At 39.4% G+C, this 19501-nt stretch carries 17 protein-coding genes and 2 riboswitches; of the genes, 9 read left to right on the top strand and 8 right to left on the bottom strand.

Annotated features, from left to right (window positions below; genetic code table 11):
• Window positions 1-3 precede the first annotated feature (3 nt).
• The 3 genes from MKY88_RS12625 (at window position 4) to panF (ending at window position 3512) form a co-directional block, all read left to right on the top strand.
• Window positions 4-1482, top strand: coding sequence for a class I adenylate-forming enzyme family protein (locus MKY88_RS12625; protein ID WP_340813824.1), 1479 nt, complete (start codon window positions 4-6; stop codon window positions 1480-1482).
• Between the two features lie 321 nt (window positions 1483-1803).
• Entirely contained in the window at window positions 1804-2067 is a 264-nt protein-coding gene (locus MKY88_RS12620) for a YhdT family protein (protein ID WP_258269565.1), read from the top strand.
• Entirely contained in the window at window positions 2067-3512 is a 1446-nt protein-coding gene (gene panF, locus MKY88_RS12615; protein WP_193832117.1) for a sodium/pantothenate symporter, read from the top strand. The genes MKY88_RS12620 and panF overlap by 1 nt, the downstream gene beginning before the upstream one ends.
• A 44-nt stretch (window positions 3513-3556) precedes the next feature.
• Here panF and MKY88_RS12610 read toward each other — a convergent pair whose 3' ends face one another.
• Window positions 3557-4327: a TSUP family transporter gene (locus MKY88_RS12610; protein ID WP_008178734.1), complete on the bottom strand. Its 771-nt coding sequence runs from the start codon at window positions 4325-4327 to the stop codon at window positions 3557-3559.
• 126 nt (window positions 4328-4453) lie between these two features.
• Between MKY88_RS12610 and MKY88_RS12605 the strand changes: the two genes are divergently transcribed.
• Entirely contained in the window at window positions 4454-5236 is a 783-nt protein-coding gene (locus MKY88_RS12605; protein ID WP_069481523.1) for a TrmB family transcriptional regulator, read from the top strand.
• A gap of 21 nt (window positions 5237-5257) precedes the next feature.
• Window positions 5258-5587, top strand: coding sequence for a hypothetical protein (locus MKY88_RS12600; RefSeq protein ID WP_340813819.1), 330 nt, complete (start codon window positions 5258-5260; stop codon window positions 5585-5587).
• Window positions 5588-5673: 86 nt separating this feature from the next.
• Here MKY88_RS12600 and MKY88_RS12595 read toward each other — a convergent pair whose 3' ends face one another.
• Window positions 5674-6045, bottom strand: a complete 372-nt coding sequence (locus tag MKY88_RS12595) for a nucleotide excision repair endonuclease (RefSeq protein ID WP_025116318.1) — start codon at window positions 6043-6045, stop codon at window positions 5674-5676.
• Window positions 6046-6247: 202 nt separating this feature from the next.
• Window positions 6248-6357: riboswitch (SAM riboswitch) on the top strand.
• Between the two features lie 98 nt (window positions 6358-6455).
• Here MKY88_RS12595 and metA point away from each other — a divergent pair.
• Window positions 6456-7391: a homoserine O-acetyltransferase MetA gene (gene metA, locus MKY88_RS12590; protein WP_340813816.1), complete on the top strand. Its 936-nt coding sequence runs from the start codon at window positions 6456-6458 to the stop codon at window positions 7389-7391.
• A gap of 55 nt (window positions 7392-7446) precedes the next feature.
• Here metA and MKY88_RS12585 read toward each other — a convergent pair whose 3' ends face one another.
• From MKY88_RS12585 to plsY, 6 genes are all read right to left on the bottom strand, one after another.
• On the bottom strand, window positions 7447-9060 hold the full coding sequence (locus MKY88_RS12585) for a GerAB/ArcD/ProY family transporter (RefSeq protein ID WP_340813815.1): 1614 nt from the start codon (window positions 9058-9060) through the stop codon (window positions 7447-7449).
• A 33-nt stretch (window positions 9061-9093) separates the two neighbouring features.
• Complete coding sequence (locus MKY88_RS12580; protein WP_193832114.1) at window positions 9094-9327, bottom strand: hypothetical protein; 234 nt, start codon at window positions 9325-9327, stop codon at window positions 9094-9096.
• Between the two features lie 4 nt (window positions 9328-9331).
• Window positions 9332-10531, bottom strand: a complete 1200-nt coding sequence (locus tag MKY88_RS12575; protein ID WP_193832113.1) for a Ger(x)C family spore germination protein — start codon at window positions 10529-10531, stop codon at window positions 9332-9334.
• 27 nt (window positions 10532-10558) lie between these two features.
• Window positions 10559-12103 (bottom strand): spore germination protein, encoded by a 1545-nt coding sequence (locus MKY88_RS12570; RefSeq protein WP_340813814.1) that lies wholly within the window; start codon window positions 12101-12103, stop codon window positions 10559-10561.
• 147 nt (window positions 12104-12250) lie between these two features.
• Window positions 12251-12541, bottom strand: coding sequence for a HesB/YadR/YfhF family protein (locus MKY88_RS12565; RefSeq protein WP_025116312.1), 291 nt, complete (start codon window positions 12539-12541; stop codon window positions 12251-12253).
• A 19-nt stretch (window positions 12542-12560) separates the two neighbouring features.
• On the bottom strand, window positions 12561-13163 hold the full coding sequence (gene plsY, locus MKY88_RS12560; protein WP_193832111.1) for a glycerol-3-phosphate 1-O-acyltransferase PlsY: 603 nt from the start codon (window positions 13161-13163) through the stop codon (window positions 12561-12563).
• A gap of 542 nt (window positions 13164-13705) precedes the next feature.
• Here plsY and parE point away from each other — a divergent pair.
• The 3 genes from parE (at window position 13706) to MKY88_RS12545 (ending at window position 19500) form a co-directional block, all read left to right on the top strand.
• On the top strand, window positions 13706-15682 hold the full coding sequence (gene parE, locus MKY88_RS12555) for a DNA topoisomerase IV subunit B (RefSeq protein WP_069481516.1): 1977 nt from the start codon (window positions 13706-13708) through the stop codon (window positions 15680-15682).
• Entirely contained in the window at window positions 15679-18117 is a 2439-nt protein-coding gene (gene parC / locus MKY88_RS12550) for a DNA topoisomerase IV subunit A (protein ID WP_340813810.1), read from the top strand. The genes parE and parC overlap by 4 nt, the downstream gene beginning before the upstream one ends.
• 123 nt (window positions 18118-18240) lie before the next feature.
• A riboswitch (TPP riboswitch) is annotated at window positions 18241-18351 on the top strand.
• Between the two features lie 153 nt (window positions 18352-18504).
• Window positions 18505-19500, top strand: a complete 996-nt coding sequence (locus tag MKY88_RS12545; RefSeq protein WP_193832109.1) for an ABC transporter substrate-binding protein — start codon at window positions 18505-18507, stop codon at window positions 19498-19500.
• The last annotated feature ends 1 nt before the right edge of the window (window position 19501 follow it).

Raw genomic sequence — 19501 nt, 5'->3', positions numbered from 1 at the left:
TACATGTTTGTTGAGCAAGCGTGGATTTTAAAACGTGCTGCATTAACACCTCACCACATCGCATTGATTAATCTTGCTACAGCAGAGCAATGGACGTATCAGCAATTAAGTGAGGAAATCAGTAAATGGTGTCAATTTTTCGAGTGTCAGCAGCTACTGAAGGGAAGTAGAGTCGCAATATTTGCCAAAAATCATATTCAACTTTTTGCTGTTCTCTTTGCCTGTGGGCTGCGCGGGCTCATTTATGTGCCGTTAAATTGGCGTTTGAGTAAGGAAGAACTAACCCAAATTTTGGAGGATGCTACCCCTTCAATCTTATTGTATGAAGAGGAGGATACTTGTCCAGTCGTGTTAGACAAAATGTTTTCGCTTCAAAGTATCCAACAAGAGAAGAATGGGAGCGTTAATAAGCAACCTATGGAAGTAGACGATCCCTGGCTCATGATTTATACAGGGGGGACAACAGGTCGGCCAAAGGGGGTCGTGTTATCCTTTGAGTCAGTCAATTGGAATGCCATGAATACAATTATTAGCTGGGGTTTGCACGACAAAGATCGTACTTTAAATTATATGCCCATGTTTCATACAGGTGGCTTAAATGCGCTTTGTATCCCCTTACTGATGGCTGGTGGGACTGTTATTATTGGTGATAAATTCGAAGCGGAGGCAGCGCTGCGAGCTACAAACCAATATAAAACAACGATCTCGCTTTTTGTCCCAACGATGTATCAAGCAATGATTGCCACGAAATATTTTCAGGAAAATCAATTTCCTTCGATGAAAGTATTTTTATCAGGTGGTGCCCCATGTCCTCATCCAATTTACGATGCATTTTATAGGAAGGGGTTATTTTTTAAAGAGGGCTACGGCTTGACGGAGGCAGGACCTAATAACTTTTTCATTGCTCGCGAGGATGCCTATGCCAAAAAAGGAGCCGTTGGGAAAAGCATGCAGTTCATTGAAGCTAAAATCATCAAACCGACTGGACACAATTGTGCTCCTCATGAAGTGGGGGAGCTATTGGTAAAAGGTAAGCATATGTTTCGTTTCTATTGGAATAACAAGCACGAAACGGCCAATATCATGCAAGATGGTTGGTTAAAGACGGGCGATTTAGCTATGATGGATGAGGATGGCGATTTCTTTATTGTTGGACGTAGAAAAGAAATGATCATCTCTGGTGGTGAAAATGTTTATCCTCAGGAAGTCGAACAGTGTATGTTACAGCATCCTGATGTACAGGAGGTTGCCGTAATTGGCGTGGCAGACAACTATTGGGGAGAGGTCGTGACTGCTTTCATTGTCTGTCACAATCAAGTGGCGACCATTTTAGATGAACTCCACGATCTGTGCCATCAACAGCTAGGGCGGTATAAGATTCCTAAACAAATCCTTTTCTTAGAGGAATTACCGAAAACAAGCGTCGGAAAAATTGATAAAAAAGCTTTGCATATGCTTGTAGATGCTACGCCATGTGAATAAAAGCGTTCATGTTTCTATTATCGGAATCGACAGATCCATCAAAGATAGCCTCATTAAAAGGAGAACCTATTATTTTTATTCAACATGCACAATTCTTTAGCGTTGAAACCTTATATGTTTGGGGAAAGATCCAATAAAAATTACCTTTTCAAATAACCTTCGTCTAATGTAATAGGCGAGGGTTTTTGCGCTTTTTAGACTGGTAATCGTGCAAGAACCCCCATTTATCGTTGTTTAGTTCTTGTTACGGCTTATTTTTTCACATCTCTTCCCATCAGACCAACATATCAGTAAAATAGAGTAGGTTAGGGGGATTGTCTTGTGAAAGATCAACGCTTTAAAATTGCGCATCGAGAGGCGCTTATTGGAATTGGATTAGTCCTTGTCAACTTTGCGATTTGGTTTGGCTTTGCTTATGGACTAGGTGCAGGGGATCCCGCAAATTATTCGTATGTTTTGGGTTTTCCTGCTTGGTTTTTCTATAGCTGTATCGCAGGGACAGGCTTTATGATCCTGCTCATCTGGATTGTTATGAAGCTCTTCTTTAAAGAGGTTCCATTTGAAGATGAGGAGGAGGAGCGCTAATGCATTGGCAAGTTGTATTTCCATTGCTATTATTTCTAATTATTATTTTTGGAATTGGTTTCTGGGCCAATAAACATGTCCGCTCTTCTAACTCGTTTCTACAGGAGTACTTCCTTGGTGGTCGAGAAATGGGTGGATTTATCCTAGCGATGACAATGATAGCTACATATGGTAGTGCGAGTAGCTTTATCGGAGGACCAGGAGTAGCTTATACGAAGGGGCTCGGCTGGGTGCTACTCGCAATGGCACAGCTACCTGCGGGCTATTTTGTCCTGATGATTTTAGGGAAAAAATTTGCTATTATTGCTCGTCGTTACCAAGCTATTACGCTTATCGACTTTTTACGAGAACGCTACAAAAGCCATGTCATTGTCATTCTGTCTGCTATTAGTATTATTGTCTTTTTATTTTCAGCGATGATGGCACAGTGGGTAGGAGGAGCCCGATTAATTGAGTCTTTAACAGGCTTACATTACACGGCGGCACTGTTTATATTTGCGATTTCGGTTTTAGTGTATGTCATTATTGGTGGATTCCGAGCAGTTGCTTTAACGGATACTGTACAGGGCTCAATCATGGTTATAGGAACTGTAATTTTATTAATCGGAACTATTATTGCAGGTGGAGGCATCGATAAAATTATGACCTCGCTGGTCGCAGAAAATCCGAATTTCGTATCTCCATTTGGAGCAGAAGGGGATTTAACGCCTCTGTATGTTTCGACATTTTGGATATTAATTGGTGTAGGAGTGGTCGGACTTCCGCAAATCGCCGTGCGTGCGATGAGTTATAAGGATTCTAAAAGTATGCACTTAGCGATTATTATTGGCACGATTGCCATCGGGACAATCATGTTTGGGATGCATCTAATTGGTGTGTTAGCACGACCTGTCCTACCTGGCATCGATATTGGTGATAAAGTCATGCCACTATTAACATTAAAGGTACTGCCGCCTTTTTTAGCAGGGATTGTCTTAGCAGCACCAATGGCCGCTACCATGTCTACTGTCAATGCACTGCTCATGCTAGTAAGCTCTACAGTTGTCAAAGACATCTATTTAAATTACATGAAGCCACAGGCAAGTGATGCTGAAATTAAGCGTGCCAGTTTTATTGTGACAACGGTCATTGGCTTAGCAGTTGTCATCTTTGCACTCCATCCACCTGATTTATTAGTGTGGTTAAATTTATTTGCATTTGGTGGACTTGAGGCAGTCTTTATTTGGACGGTAGTACTCGGATTATACTGGAGGAAAGCAAACAAATATGGCGCCATTTCGTCAATGATTTCAGGTATGTCTTTGTATATTTTCATCGACCGGTTCTATCCGACCGCTTTCGGTATGCATACCGTTACGATTCCTATTGTAGCTTCCTTCATTATTTTTGTAATCGTAAGTCTTGCTACTAGTCATAAATTTAAGGACGAGCACTTCCTCATATAATGTCAAACAACGCCGCAGATTTTCGACTGTGGCGTTGTTTTTATTTAATGAATCATATAATCGTAGGCATTTTTTGCAAGGAGCGTCATCGTCACAATGATAAAAAGCGTACGGACAAAGCCGCTTCCTTTTTGAATGGCCATACGAGAGCCAAGCATAGCCCCTCCAATTTGAGCTACCCCCATGACTAAACCATATACATAATGGATTTGACCTAAGTATGCAAACATACAAACACCTGCCACATTACTTGCTAGATTTAAAAATTTCGCATTTCCTGCCGCTTTTAAAAAATCAAAGCCAACAAGCAAGAAGCTAAAGATTAAAAAAGAGCCCGTTCCAGGACCAAGAAACCCATCATAAAACCCAATAGCAAATAATAGCATCATAAATAAAAATAAGTGGGTTTTAGATAGATTTTTTACCGTTGAAACAGCACCCCAATCCTTTTTAAAGATCGTATAAATCCCAACAGCTGCCAGCATGATAAGCATTAATGGTTTTAATAGGGCTGGGTTAATTAAATGAACAGTCCATGCCCCACATAATGATCCAATGAAGGCGAGAGGGAAATATTTCAGGACAGATCGAATTTCAAGCTGACCAGAACGGTAAAAAGAAATGGACGAAGTGAGTGAGCCCATCGCGCCTGCTAATTTATTGGTTGCTACAGCAGCGGCGGGATTTAAGCCAACAAACAATAAGGCTGGTAAGGAAATTAAACCGCCACCTCCAACTACTGAATCTATAAATGCCGCCAGAAATCCAAAGGAAATTAATAGTATTAAAATATGTACATCCACATCGAAAACCATGTTTACACCTCTTCTTAATTAGTTACTACTGAAATAGTAACTAATTTATTCGGTGCTGTAAAGTCTAATTTTTTCATTGGCAAATGTTCACAACAGTAGCCTATAATAAAAATATGGAGGGATGATATGAATGAATTAATCGCCCAATTAAAAGAACTGGGATTGACAGAATATGAGGCAAAGGCCTATACAGCGCTCGTACAAAATAGTCATGTCAGTGCCTACCAAGTTAGCAAAAACTCTGGAATTCCAAGAGCTAGAATCTATGACATATTAAATGGTCTTGTTGAGAAGGGATTCGTTTTGAAAGAGGAAACGGCGGATCAAACGACGTATTCTTCCATTCCTGTCGAGATGTTTTTGCAGCAAATTCAACAGCGCTGGCAATCGAATTTTACGTCGATTAGTGATCAATTAGAAAAATTAGAAACGAAAGAACAAGAAGCGGAACCTAAAGTGTTAATGCTAAAAGGGAAGCAGACGATCCTCAATTATTGTCAAACCTTATTAAAAAAAGCAGAGACAAAAGTTATCCTATCGATGTGGGAGGATATGTACGATGCCTTACGCGAGGATATCGAAGAGGTATCACAGCATTTGGAGGTGCATGGCATTACCTTATATGTCGGAGAACATCTGGCATCTATCGATCAGCACAGAGCCACTCACTATACGAGAAAGACTTCTACACCTCATTGGTTTATTTTATCGGTTGATGGACAAGAAATGATTTATGGTCACTCGCCGTCGAACCAGGAAACAGCTTTTATAACGAATGATCCAGTGCATATTTATTTATTAGAGGATTATATTTGGCATGATGTTCTTATCAATCGACTAGTGAAGCGTGATGATAAAGAGCTTGAGGACTGGATTGCTAAAGAACGTAAAGCATTTTTCTTAGAGTAGCTATAAGGGAAGGGGAGCATCTTGAAAAAATGGATGTTGCCAGTATTATTTTGTTTATTTTTAATTGGCGGATGTGATTCTGCACCGCTGCCGGTTTCTCCTAAGATTCAGGAGTTAACAATCGTTCCTGACCATATCCAACAACATATTATAGCTAAAGACAGAATTCAGTTATTGTATGAAGATAACGTGACGTACTATCTTGTCATGTTTTCGAAAGGAAATGTGCTAGCAAGCGCGGCAGCAAATGAAGATCGGTTAGTCATTCATTTCAAGGAAGGAAGCGAGCAAAAGAAAGAAGCTCAACCGTATGTCTATGCTATCAACAAAAGCCCGGAGCTTATATATTAACGGAAAAAGCATGCCGATAGATCGTATTACCATGATGTAATAAAAAACCGAAATCTCTAAAAAAGAGATTTCGGTTTTTATTGATATTAATAAAATACTTTATCTACATTGTATTTGGAGCGGAACGTATTAATCGCATACGTTTCATAAATTTCACGTTCCATAGGATCTTCTACTTCATAGACTTCAATTTTGAAGACCTCGTCACGATAGTTTTTCATCGGAGATACATTGTCTTCAAAATGTTTTTTAATGCGTTGGCGAATTTTACGTGCTTTGCCGACAAACAATAGCTCATTCTTTTCATTATAGAATAAGAAAATGCCGCCTTTATCACGTGTGATTTTGTGGAAGTCGATGAAACCAAAGTATGGTGTAATTGGGACATCACCTGGTTTTACATCTTGTTCGCGTTGGCGAATGACTACATCTGGTTTTGGAAATTCAATATTAATCAAAGTATTCACGTTCCTCTCTATTACTAAAGATATATGGTAACATAATAGCGGCATGTTTACCATAAAATTTCATGTGGAATAACCATATACAGCAAGCTTAGTGTTTAACAAATGAATGGAGAACATGCATAGGAATAACAAAATATTCTATGAATTATTGATATTCTAACTAGTCCATGTTACAATTCAAGATAATTAAATAATCTTATCAAGAGAAGCAGAGGGATTTGGCCCGATGACGCTTCAGCAACCTCTAACAAGTGTTAGAAAGGTGCTAATTCCAGCAAAGGTTTTTCCTTTGAGAGATAAGAGTGAACGTGAAAAAAATCCTTCTCATTCTATCTCATATGGAATGTGGAGGATTTTTTAATTTTTAGAAAAAGGAGCAAAAAAAGAGAGGGGAACGCCAGATGCCAATTAATATTCCGAAAAATTTACCTGCTGGAGAACATTTACGTGAGGAAAAAATCTTCGTAATGGAAGAGGACCGTGCGAGAACACAGCAAATACGTCCATTAAATATATTAATCTTAAATTTGATGCCCGAAAAAGAAAAAACTGAGCTACAATTACTACGATTACTGGGAAATACACCCTTACAGGTGAATATTACTTTTTTAAACACGGCTACTCATGAATCTAAAAATGTGAGTAAATCTCATTTACAATTATTCTACACAACGTTTAACCAAATTCGTCATCGACGCTATGATGGTATGATTATTACTGGCGCACCAGTAGAAAAAATGCCGTTTGAAGAGGTTAACTATTGGCAGGAAATTTCTGAAATTATGGATTGGTCTAAAAAGAATGTGACATCTGTGCTACATATATGTTGGGGGGCACAGGCTGCGTTATATCATCATTATGGGATTGGAAAGGTCGAGCTTTCTGCCAAATGCTCCGGCGTTTATTCTCATGTGATTACTGATTTAACAGTGGATTTAGTACGAGGCTTTAGTGATTTATTTACAGCCCCTCATTCTCGCTATACATCTGTCTCAATTGACGAGGTTCGCAATCACCCAGAGTTACGCTTATTATCCTATTCAGAGGATGCGGGTGTATTTATCGTGCAATCTAAAGATAATAAAAACATTATGATTACAGGTCATTTAGAATATGATGCGACAACATTAGCCGATGAATACAGTCGCGATGTTGCCAAAGGCATCCATATAGACGTTCCAGTAAACTACTTCCCAAATGATGATCCGGCAAAGGCACCGATGAATACATGGCGTGCCCATACGCATTTATTGTTCTCCAACTGGTTGAACTACTACGTATACCAAGAGACACCATATGAATGGGATTTTGTGGACGAAATTGAATATCATATTTAAATAACAATGGAAAAGTCTAATTTCTTCTCTAAGCAGCTGAAGGAATTAGACTTTGTTATTCTAGATTTTTCTTGTCAGAACTCGTTTTATCTGGTGTCGCCTGATCGTCCTGTTTGGATGTAGCGTTGCCAGCTTCAGACTGAATCACTTGGTTGGAATTCGTCGTAGCAGATTTATCTTGATTGTTTTGAGTAGAAACTGGATTATCTGTTTTTTCCTGATCATCCTGAGTGCTATCTGTATTAGCATTGTTAGTCTGATTATCTTGATTGAAGTCCACAGTCGCAGCTTTCGCCTGATTATCCTGATTGGAATCGGTATTAACAGCTTTCGTCTGATTATCCTGATTGGAATCCATATTATCCGGTTTCGCCTGATTGCCTTGATTGGAATCTAAATTATCCGGTTTCGTCTGATTATCCTGATTGGAATCTAAATTATCCGGTTTCGTCTGATTATCCTGATTGGAATCCATATTATCCGATTTCGCCTGATTATCTTGATTGGAATTTGTATTAACAGGTTTACCCTGATTCCCTTGATTAGAATCCGCATTACCCATTTCAGCCGAATTCTCTTGTGATTTCCGATTACGTATAACGGCTACAATGAGTAGCAGGATAGGTAATAAAATGGTGAAAACAAATGAATAAATGGGCCAAATTTCATTATTATAATTGTCGGAATGGACGATGTCAGGGTGAAGAATTTGCGAAAGTCCGATCATAATGATACCCATAGGTAAGATAAGTGGGCGATGATCCTTCAGTTTCATAATTTGTGCAATCCCCACAACCGTCGTATAAAAGTACATAAATGTTCGAATAAAAATAGAGGCAATCCACATAAAAGCCATGATGATTTCAATACGCTGTAAAAAGTTGCCGATAGAGATTCTCTGTGCTAAAGCATAGCTAGGAAAAGTTCGGTAAGCCGTATTGGCTGCCCCTAATACTAGTATGGAAAGGGTAATCAATGTTACTAAAACAAATCCACCGAGAATAGTGCCTATGTAAAATCCTTTCTTTGAGGATTGCTGGACATTGACACTGGCAGGGTAAATCATTAATAACATAACGAGCGAAAAAGAAAAGACACTCATAAAGCGAAAAATACTATAGAACATGGATGTTTTGGATGCTTCCATAATCGGTTGTATATTTTCGAACTTAATTTGTGGAGTAATACAAACAATAAAGAAAATAAAAATTAAGATAAACATAGGGAAAAGAATTTCTGCTGAGCGAGCAAAGGTCTCTAACCCTAAATAGGCAGCATACATAATAATAATGCTAAACAACAAGGCGAATGCCAGCGTGGGTGTCTCCGGCATTACCTCTGTTTTCATAAAAATGCCAATAAAGTATAATAGTTCTCCTCCGGAAAATAGGGTAAGAGAAAGAAAACCAATCACTGTAATTTTTCCAAGAAAGCCCCCGAGAATTTTTTCATTTGCCTCAATAAAGTTCAGTGTTGGTGTTTGGTTGCCAAGCGTCAAAAATAATTTCACCACTAGTAAACTAAGGACAACGCCAATACTTGCAGCAATCCATGCATCTTGCATACTGGAGCTTGCAATAGTTGAAGGGATAATTAAAATGGCTGTACCGATAGAAAGGAGGCACGTAATGATTGTAAATTGTCTTGAACTAATGACTTCTTTTTCCATATAACTATCCTCCAATACATGTCGATGTGTCTACTATTTTGTGAGTGAAACGATAAAATCCTTAATGGGTGTAAAAATGAACGTTATAAAATCTAAAGGGCTTGGGATATTTAATTTGAGGGCAATGCCCATATTAAGCGCTGTCCCAATTAGTAATAGAATAGAAAAAACAAGGATGGTCTTGGTGTCCTTTTGTTTTTTGAGCTTTGGGATAACTAGTAATGCAATAATGACCGAAATGATGAAAACAGCTACCGCTAGTAACATGCCACTATTCCTCCTTTGGCTTTTTTAATAATGAATTTTGCATTGTGCCTAAACCTTGTGTCGTCACTTTTACATGAACATGGACAGGAAGATCAGGAAAGATACTTGGCCAATCATTTTTGATTTTTTTCCACTGTTTTGCATCTGCACGATGGAGGGCATCACCATAGCCTAAAACATCCACTTGGTATTGCTGCTGAATTTTTTCTAAAGTTTTTTCAATACGTTCATCGATACCCTGTGCAGTTTTTTTATTGATATAATCCATCGTTTTATTTTTTGTCAGATTGATATCACATTCGACCTCTCCTACATTTTGTTCCACATTTATTTGGACATCAATTTGTGGTTTCCCATTTTTAAATGACCCCTTTACTGTCGTGGAGGATTTTGTAATCTCAGTCGAGAGTGTACCTTGTTTTGGACAGGTGACAATTTCAATCGTACTTTGTATTTTGTCACTGAGGAAACTAATGCTTTTACTTTCTCCCTCTGAAAGTAAACCAATGTATTTATCTCCTTTAAAGACGGCCAATCCTGCATATTTTAACAGCACAGGTGTTTTAACACGTTGGACGTTTGTTTGATCGGCACCTAATCGTTTGTCCCCATGAATTTCAATCGCAGAAATCAAAGCTCCATTATCCTTTTCACTGAGCCTTGTGACTAATTCGTCTATATTAATAGCAATTGTAGAGCCCCAAACTTTTTCAGAAACATTGAGGGAATTTAAGATTTTATTAGCAGGCACTTTTTCAATAGGTGTGAGCACATTTAACACTTCCTTAGCCGTAGCCTCGTGAGACATAATAACATCGAAATCTTTTCTAAACTCATGATCTCGTGCAATCAAATCCAATGAATCACTAATCCCTTCTTTGGCGAGGTCTTCACCTAAGACAACTACCTGTAGATGGGCAAAATATGGTTTCCGTGCAGCAAGGGTCGCCATTTTGCGGATGGCCTCAAAAATTGTTTCCCCTCTCGAATGATAGCTGATAACAGGGGAGCGCTGAGTGGAAGCTTGTCGCATGGAAACCTCACTAGGATCAACTATTTGAACGGTAATCTCATACTCATCATCTACTTTGTCTATACCAAGCGCTACAACAATGGCTAATTCATTTAATTCACGCTTACTCCAGCAACCACTTAACAGTAAAGTGAGGATGCATAGTAAGCAAATTGCTTTTACTTTTGCCATATTTCATTCCTCATTTGTTCAGTAGTTTTATTTCCGGCCTGTTCTTGGGACATATTTATGCCCTCTAACAACATTTTTCTGATTCACTAAACGTGGACGTGTTAGTAAGCGTCTACGAGGGAGCAATAAAAAAGCATCCTTTTGATCCTGGATAATGAATGGGGCGAACGGGCTTAAATACGGTACACCAAATGAACGAATGCTGCATAAATGAAGAATAATGACAATAATGCCAAACATAACTCCAAAAAGGCCAAACATAGCGGCTAAAATCATTAATGGAAAGCGCAGTACACGAATCGTATTCGACAATCCATAAGCAGGGAATAAAAAACTACAAATGGCTGTTAATGCCACTATAATAACCATAACCGCCGAGACAACACCGGCATCTACCGCTGCCTGGCCAATTACCAACGTACCCACGATGGACACCGCTGGACCGATTGTTCGCGGCATTCGAAGCCCTGCCTCTCGTAGTATCTCAAAGGCAAGCTCCATAATAAGTGCTTCCACTACGGCAGGGAAGGGCACGCCTTCTCGTTGTGAGGCAATACTAATTAGCATGGCCGTCGGTAGCATTTCTTGATGAAACGTCGTAATCGCAACATAGAGAGATGGTGCTACCAATGCCAAACTAATACCAAAGAAACGTAAGATACGAATGAGGGAACTAATCATCCAATGTTGGTAATAGTCTTCTGCTGATTGCAAAAAGGAAGTAAATAATGCAGGCACCACTAAGACAAAGGGTGTTCCATCTACCAAAATCGCTATTTTGCCATCTAATAATTCGCCAGCAATAACATCAGGACGTTCGGAATTGTATACGGTTGGAAACATGGTATTTTTAGAATCTTGAATAAAATCCTCAATATACCCACTTTCTAAAATGCCATCGATATTAATGCGATCTAACCGCGCTAACACCTCCGCAACAATTTTGTCACTGGCGATACCATTTATATACATCACAGCGACATCTGTTTGTGTCACTTCACCGATGACTCGAGACTTAATCCAAAGATTTGGACTTTTTATTTTGCGCCGAATGAGCGCGGTATTCGTACGCAAAGTTTCAGTAAAGGACTCTCGAGGTCCCCTAATAACGGATTCAGTTGAAGGCTCTGTAACAGCTCTATCTTTTGCGCTTTTCGTGCTTGTTACGATACCTTCCGCAAAGCCGTCTAATAAAATGACGGTTTCACCATTAAGGATGGCATAATACAGTGATGTGAAATTTTCGATATTCATCACATCACCAACAGTTAAATAGGAACTTCGCACATATTGATTAATGGTAGTAATTTCAATTTCTTGTTCTTCCTCAATATTCGCCATTAATTTATCAATTACAGAATCCGAAATCATTGTTTTATCAGATAAGCCGTCAATGGAAATAATGGCGAGCCGATGGGGTTCATCTTCACCAATCGTAATTTCTCGAATAATGATGTCATTGCTATGACCAAGAGTGTTTTGAATGACTTTTATATTTTTGGCAAGGGAAGTATTGAGTAAATCGTCCGTTGTAAGGGATGGGGAGGGATCGATCTTGTTTGATATGGACATGCGTTTTCCTCCTCAAATGAATGTTCATTATTTATAGAATGGACAACTTTGTGCGGAGATAAACGAAAAAAGGAATGAAATTCTAGCGACTATTTTTCAAATAAAAAAACAGTATTTCCTTTCAGAGACTGAAAGGAAAATACTGCTTTATGTACGATACTCGTATTGTAATTCATCTAAACTAGCATCCACGTCCACATGTAGATTGTGATCGTTAAAGAACCATAAATCTTTTTCATCGATGTAATAGGTTACGCCATCAATGACTGCTTCTGCTCCAATGGCGATGGGCTCTTCTCGCGTCATGCCTAGTGAAAAGCCTTCGTGAAAAGGACTTGAGCCACCATAGCGTGCATAAAAGCGAATAGTATCGCCTGGTTCTACTTCCATCTCATGTTTGAACCATTGTAGGGCTTCATCTGTCAGTGCAATTTTCATAGCGAATGCTCCTCTCTTCTTACAGCCATTTTACCTTTGGCTCGGTACCATTTTTAATCCGTGCAATATTGGCACGATGACGATAAATAATAAAAGTAAATAAAAAGGCTACCAAGATGCTTAATGCAAAGTCACCTGTAACAAAATAATAAACGATTGAATAGATAAGTGCTACTAAAGCGGCTATCATAGATGTTAAGCTGACGATTTTTGTGATTTTTAATGTCACAAGAAAGGCAATTAGAAGTAAGACAAACAATGGCCATGAATAGCCTAATAAAACACCTGCTGATGTGGCAACGGCTTTTCCACCACGGAAATTAGCGAAGATCGGAAACATATGACCGATCACAGCAACAAGACCTAGGATTAAGGAATGGATAGAACTGTCTGAGAATATTGGTAGTGCAACTAGTAAGACAGCGGAAGTCCCTTTTAGAACATCCATCACAGTTACAACAATACCTGCTTTTTTTCCTAACGTTCGGAACGTATTAGTTGCTCCTAGATTACCGCTTCCGTGTTCTCGAATATCGGTATTATAAAAAATTTTACCTATCCATAGCCCTGAAGGTATAGAGCCGATTAGATAAGCACATAAAATAATAAGTCCATTGATCATAGTTGGACTCCTTTCATTCATAGTCCATCACTTGGTACTAATAGTTTGTAACAAGTATTTTACACTTTTTCTTGCTAATCTACAATGTTATGAAGGAGATTTCGTCAGGAGTCTTGAATTCAATACAAAAGAAACTAAAGTAAGTTGGAGGTAGGCTTTTAGACATGATTGATGACGGAACGAAAAAATTCTTTATTAAAATATAGGCAAAATGGCAATTTTGTCAATCGTTCATTCCTTTGGTAGAATAGAAGTCTAACTTTATTCATTTACATGACGATGACGCAGCAAACATTAACTATACTGCAACTAAATAAGCTACGATGCGTCAGGTGTTTACGGATACTAGTGGTAGTCTGCCTTGCTTAAATTCCAATTTTAAGCAACTGTTGAAGATGTTTACTATTGAAATGTTTATTAAAACTGTGAGCAATTTTTAAAAATTTAATTGGACCTGTCGCTAACTATTGACAGGAAATGCTATTATTATTAGGATGAGAACATAAATAGAACATGTGTTTGTTTTTTGGAGGGGAATTTTGTTGACGAATAAACAGTCACCTAGCGTCTATAATGATGACGCTATACAAGTATTAGAAGGATTAGAAGCGGTGCGCAAACGACCAGGCATGTATATCGGTTCGACAGATGGCCGTGGACTTCATCACCTTGTGTATGAAATCGTTGATAATGCGGTGGATGAAGCATTGGCTGGCTTTGGATCTCATATTATAGTCAAGATTCACAAAGACCAGAGTATTAGCGTACGCGACTTTGGCCGAGGAATGCCAACTGGTATGCATAAGATGGGTAAACCTACTCCTGAAATTATTTTTACCGTCCTACACGCAGGTGGTAAGTTTGGACAAGGTGGTTATAAAACGAGTGGCGGTTTGCACGGTGTAGGTTCTTCTGTCGTGAATGCGCTATCAACATTTTTAGAAGTAACCATCCATCGTGATGGTAAAAAATATCGCCAGCGCTTTGAGCATGGTGGACATCCAGTGACAACACTTGAAGAAATTGGTCAAACAAAGCAGACTGGTACGCTTGTTCATTTCCTACCTGACGAAACGATTTTCTCTGTCACAAAATTTAATTATGATACGTTAGCAGAACGTTTACGTGAGTCGGCTTTTTTATTAAAGGGCTTAAAAATTGAATTAATTGATGAGCGCGAGGAAGGCAAAAATGATGTGTTCTTTTATGAGAACGGCATTGAAGCTTTCGTTGCGTATTTGAATGAAGAGAAAGATGTTCTTCATCCTGTGAAATACGTTGAAGGTATTCAAGATGATATTGAAGTAGAGTTTGCCTTCCAATATAACGATGGCTATTCAGAAACGATTTTGTCGTTTGTGAATAACGTACGTACTCGGGATGGCGGTACACATGAAACAGGTGCAAAAGCAGCCTTGACGCGTGTCTTTAATGAATACGCAAGAAAAATTGGCTTATTAAAGGACAAGGATAAAAACTTGGAAGGAACGGATATTCGAGAGGGCTTAGCGGCTATCGTGTCAGTCCGTATTCCGGAGCACTTATTACAATTTGAAGGACAAACAAAGGGCAAGCTTGGTACAAGTGAGGCTCGTTCAGCAGTAGATAGTGTGGTGTCTGAGCAAATTTTATATGTGCTAGAGGAAAATGCTGAATTGTCAGCGTCTCTTGTGCGTAAAGCGATTCGTGCGCAGCAAGTACGTGAAGCGGCTCGTAAAGCTCGTGAGGATGCTCGAAATGGTAAGAAAAATAAAAAGGGTAGTACGATTCTGTCAGGGAAATTAACGCCTGCACAGTCACGTAATGCAGCGAAAAATGAATTATATTTAGTCGAAGGTGATTCAGCGGGTGGTTCTGCAAAACAAGGTCGCGATCGTACATTCCAGGCGATATTACCACTGCGCGGGAAAGTTATTAACACGGAAAAAGCCAAGCTCCAGGATATTATGAAAAACGAAGAAATTTCAACGATTATTCATGCGATTGGTGCAGGTGTTGGTACAGATTTTGCTGTAGAGGATTCAGCCTACAATAAAGTAGTCATTATGACCGATGCTGATACGGATGGCGCTCATATTCAAGTATTGCTATTAACGTTCTTCTACCGTTATATGCGTCCGCTCATTGAGGCTGGTAAAGTCTTTATTGCGTTACCGCCACTTTATAAGGTTTCTAAAGGGACTGGCAAAAAAGAAGTGATTGAATATGCTTGGACGGAAAAAGATTTACAAAAGGCCATCAAACAAGTTGGAAAGGGTTACATATTACAGCGCTATAAAGGTCTTGGTGAGATGAATGCAGACCAGCTTTGGGATACAACAATGAACCCTGACACACGGACATTAATTCGTGTCACAATTGAGGATGGTGCACGTGCAGAGAGACGTGTCACGACGTTAATGGGCGATAAAGTAGAGCCACGTCGTAAATGGATCGAAGCCAATGTAGACTTCGGTATGGAGGATGATGCCAACATTTTAGAAAATGAATTCATCCAACAAGAGGAGGGCCAAGCATGAGTAGTACAGAAATATTTCAAGATTTACCTTTAGAAGAAGTAATGGGTGACCGTTTTGGTCGCTATAGTAAATATATTATTCAAGACCGCGCGTTGCCAGATGCACGTGACGGTCTTAAACCAGTACAGCGCCGTATTTTATATGCGATGTTTACAGAAGGTAATACACATGAAAAACCTTTCCGTAAATCGGCTAAAACAGTCGGTAATGTAATCGGTAATTACCATCCGCACGGAGATAGCTCTGTCTATGAGGCGATGGTACGTATGAGTCAGGACTGGAAAGCTCGTCATATGCTTATTGAGATGCATGGGAATAACGGTTCGGTTGATGGAGATCCACCAGCTGCCATGCGTTATACCGAGGCAAGACTATCTGCGATTGCTGGTGAAATGTTACGAGATATCGGGAAGAAAACGGTTGAATTCGTGCCAAACTTCGATGATCAGGATATGGAACCAACTGTTTTACCAGCACGTTTCCCTAATTTACTAGTAAACGGCTCTACAGGGATATCTGCGGGCTATGCAACCGATATTCCACCTCATGCATTAGATGAAGTGCTGGATGCTGTATTAATGCGCTTAGACAAGCCTACTGCGACAGTGGATGAATTGATGACAGTCATCAAAGGTCCTGATTTCCCAACTGGCGGTATTATTCAAGGTGTGGACGGCATTAAAAAGGCATATGAAACTGGGCGCGGTAAAATTATTGTCCGTGCACAGGCTGTGGTGGAACCTATCAAGGGTGGCAAAGAACAAATCGTTGTTACCGAATTACCATACGATGTGAATAAAGCCAATCTTGTCAAAAAAATTGATGAGCAGCGCGTAGATAAACGCCTTGAAGGAATTGCTGAAATTCGTGATGAATCTGACCGTACAGGGTTACGTGTCGTAATCGAGCTGAAAAAGGATGTTCCTGGACAAGGGATTTTACAGTACTTATTTAAAACAACAGATTTACAAGTAGCTTACAATTTTAATATGATTGCGATTCATAATCGTCGCCCAACGATGATGACATTGCCACTATTGCTGGATGCCTATATTACTCACCAAAAAGAAGTGGTCACAAATCGTTCTATATATGATTTACAAAAGGCAAAGGATCGTTTCCATATCGTGGAGGGCTTAATTAAAGCACTATCAATTTTAGATGAAGTCATTGCTACGATCCGTTCTTCTAACGATAAGAAGGATGCCAAGCTCAATTTACAAGCAAAGTTCGATTTTACCGAGGTACAAGCAGAGGCGATTGTGAGCCTGCAATTATATCGTTTAACGAATACCGATATTACAGAGCTCCGCCAAGAACAGGATGACTTAAATAAATTGATTGCCAAGCTGGAAGGAATTTTACAAAGCGAGGCCAAGCTTGTACGCGTCATTAAACAAGAATTACTAGATATTAAAAAACGCTTCACTGAGCCACGTCGCTCGAAAATTGAACAAGAAATAGAAGAAATTAAAATTACATTAGATGTCCTTGTTCCAAGTGAAGAGGTTGTGGTGACTGTCACGAAAGACGGCTATATTAAACGTACATCTACACGATCTCATGCCGCTTCCAATGGTCAAGATTTTGCGATGAAGGATTCCGATTACTTATTGTATGAAGCAAACTTAAATACGCAACATAATTTATTGTTATTTACAAATAGAGGGAATTATATTTATCAGCCAGTCCACGAACTGCCTGATATTCGTTGGAAGGACCTTGGTCAGCATATTTCTAGTATTGTGCCAACAAGTGAAGATGAATCAATTATTGCGGTCTATGGTTTTGAAACATTTGAACAGCCAAATACGTATATTTTAACTGCTACGAAAGATGGTCAAATTAAACGTTCACCACTTGCAGATTATGCAGTGACGCGTTACTCGAAGCCGATTAAAACAATGAATGTTAAAGCGGGCGATGCCATGATTTATGCATCGTTTATGACGGATGATGTGGAACTGCTCTTAACAACTGATACGGCGTATGCAATTCGATTCCCTATCGAGGAATTGCCGGTTACTGGTGTGAAAACGGGCGGCGTTAAAGGTATTACGCTAAAAGATGGAGAAGCATTAGTAGGGGTCAATGTTCTACAGCCAGATGAAACACAATATGTCGTTATTGTGACACAACGAGGGGCTGTTAAGAAAATGAATGTCGCAGAGGTAGAAGTAGCAAGTCGTGCCAAACGTGGTCTTAAAGTCCTGACAGAATTAAAAGCAAATCCTCACCGAATTGTCGCTGTTATTCAAGCAACAGACGATGAGCAGGTTGTGATCGAAACTGAAAAAGGCGTCCAAGAGTTTATTGATGTTCAAACATTGACGCGTGCTGATCGCCATTCTAATGGTTCATTTAAAGTGGATATTGCAACAGATGGAGCCATTTCACATGTCTTAACGGCCAAAAAAGAACAAAAACCAAGCTAAAAATATGCCCAGTCTCTATATAGGAGAGCTGGGCTATTTGTTTGAGTGGAACAACTATCCAAAAATAGCATCTTGTCATTTTAGATCAACTATGGGTATAATAATCAACGAAAAGTTCATAGCGAAAGAATGTAGGGGGGCTAGTTATGGCTAGCTGAGATTGTGTCCGATAGACACTGACCCTTTGAACCTGATTTGGCTCGTACCAGCGTAGGGAACATCTATTCAAAAAAGCAAAAGTTTTGGAGATTGATTGCAATACGTCTGGGAGGAATCCTAGGCGTTTTTTTGTTTTCCAAGCAATATCTACTAACTGTATATTACGCTTTCTTCTGGTGAAACATTCATTCATGAACACTTTCATATTACAAACTGGGAGGAACTAGCATGAAAAAATGGTTATTTATCCTATTAGCTGCGCTATTGACGTTAGTAGGCTGTAGCGACAAGGAGGACAAGCAAACTGCTGATACAAAGAAAAAGGTGTCAGTGGTTCTCGATTGGACACCGAATACGAATCATACAGGATTGTATGTTGCGAAAAAGCTTGGTTATTTTGAAGAACAGGGCTTAGATGTTGATATTATTATGCCAGGAGAGGCAGGAGCCGATCAGCTCGTAGCTTCAGGTAAGGCAGAATTTGGCGTGAGCTATCAGGAGGGCATTACACAGGCTCGTGTTCAGGATGTGCCACTTGTCTCAATAGCGGCCATCATTCAGCATAATACATCTGGATTTGCTTCTGTAGCATCAAAGGGTATTACATCTCCAAAGGACTTTGAAGGAAAAACGTATGGTGGGTGGGGAGCACCACTCGAACAAGCCGTATTACAATCATTAATGCAAAAAGAAAACGCTGATAGTAATAAATTAGATATTGTCAATGCAGGAGATTTAGATTTCTTCACAATGATGAAAAAAGATATCGATTTTGCTTGGATTTATTATGCTTGGACAGGGATTGAGGCAGAGCTTCGTGGGGAAAAGATTAATATGCTGTATTTAACGGACTACAGTGATCAGTTAGATTACTATACACCTGTTTTAGCAACTAATGAAAAGATGATTCAAAACAATCCAGACATCGTCAAAGCTTTTGTTGCGGCTGCATCGAAGGGCTATGAATATGCAATCGAGTATCCGAATGAAACTGCTGATATTTTACTAGAAGCGGCACCGGACTTAGATAAAGAGTTAGTGCATAAAAGCCAAGAGTGGTTGGCTGATAAGTATCAGGATGACGCTAAACAATGGGGTGAGCAAAAGCTATCTGTATGGGAAAACTATGCTAAATGGATGTCGAGTAACAAAGTATTAGAAGGCGAATTTGATGCTAAACAGGCGTTTACGAATGAGTTCTTACCGAAAAAGGAGGCCAATTAAC

Origin of the sequence: Lysinibacillus sp. FSL R7-0073, from assembly GCF_038009065.1 — a bacterium.
GTDB classification, from domain to species: Bacteria; Bacillota; Bacilli; order Bacillales_A; family Planococcaceae; genus Lysinibacillus; species Lysinibacillus fusiformis.
This window is presented reverse-complemented; position numbering and strand designations above follow the sequence as displayed.

Coding starts and splice junctions, on each gene's coding strand:
- MKY88_RS12585 (WP_340813815.1), bottom strand. CDS start 9,060: ATGGAAAAAGAAGTCATTAGTTCAAGACAATTTACAATCATTACGTGC.
- plsY (WP_193832111.1), bottom strand. CDS start 13,163: ATGATCAATGGACTTATTATTTTATGTGCTTATCTAATCGGCTCTATA.
- MKY88_RS12580 (WP_193832114.1), bottom strand. CDS start 9,327: ATGTTACTAGCGGTAGCTGTTTTCATCATTTCGGTCATTATTGCATTA.
- MKY88_RS12605 (WP_069481523.1), top strand. CDS start 4,454: ATGAATGAATTAATCGCCCAATTAAAAGAACTGGGATTGACAGAATAT.
- parC (WP_340813810.1), top strand. CDS start 15,679: ATGAGTAGTACAGAAATATTTCAAGATTTACCTTTAGAAGAAGTAATG.
- MKY88_RS12610 (WP_008178734.1), bottom strand. CDS start 4,327: ATGGTTTTCGATGTGGATGTACATATTTTAATACTATTAATTTCCTTT.
- MKY88_RS12575 (WP_193832113.1), bottom strand. CDS start 10,531: ATGGCAAAAGTAAAAGCAATTTGCTTACTATGCATCCTCACTTTACTG.
- metA (WP_340813816.1), top strand. CDS start 6,456: ATGCCAATTAATATTCCGAAAAATTTACCTGCTGGAGAACATTTACGT.
- MKY88_RS12545 (WP_193832109.1), top strand. CDS start 18,505: ATGAAAAAATGGTTATTTATCCTATTAGCTGCGCTATTGACGTTAGTA.
- MKY88_RS12570 (WP_340813814.1), bottom strand. CDS start 12,103: ATGTCCATATCAAACAAGATCGATCCCTCCCCATCCCTTACAACGGAC.
- MKY88_RS12625 (WP_340813824.1), top strand. CDS start 4: ATGTTTGTTGAGCAAGCGTGGATTTTAAAACGTGCTGCATTAACACCT.
- MKY88_RS12565 (WP_025116312.1), bottom strand. CDS start 12,541: ATGAAAATTGCACTGACAGATGAAGCCCTACAATGGTTCAAACATGAG.
- panF (WP_193832117.1), top strand. CDS start 2,067: ATGCATTGGCAAGTTGTATTTCCATTGCTATTATTTCTAATTATTATT.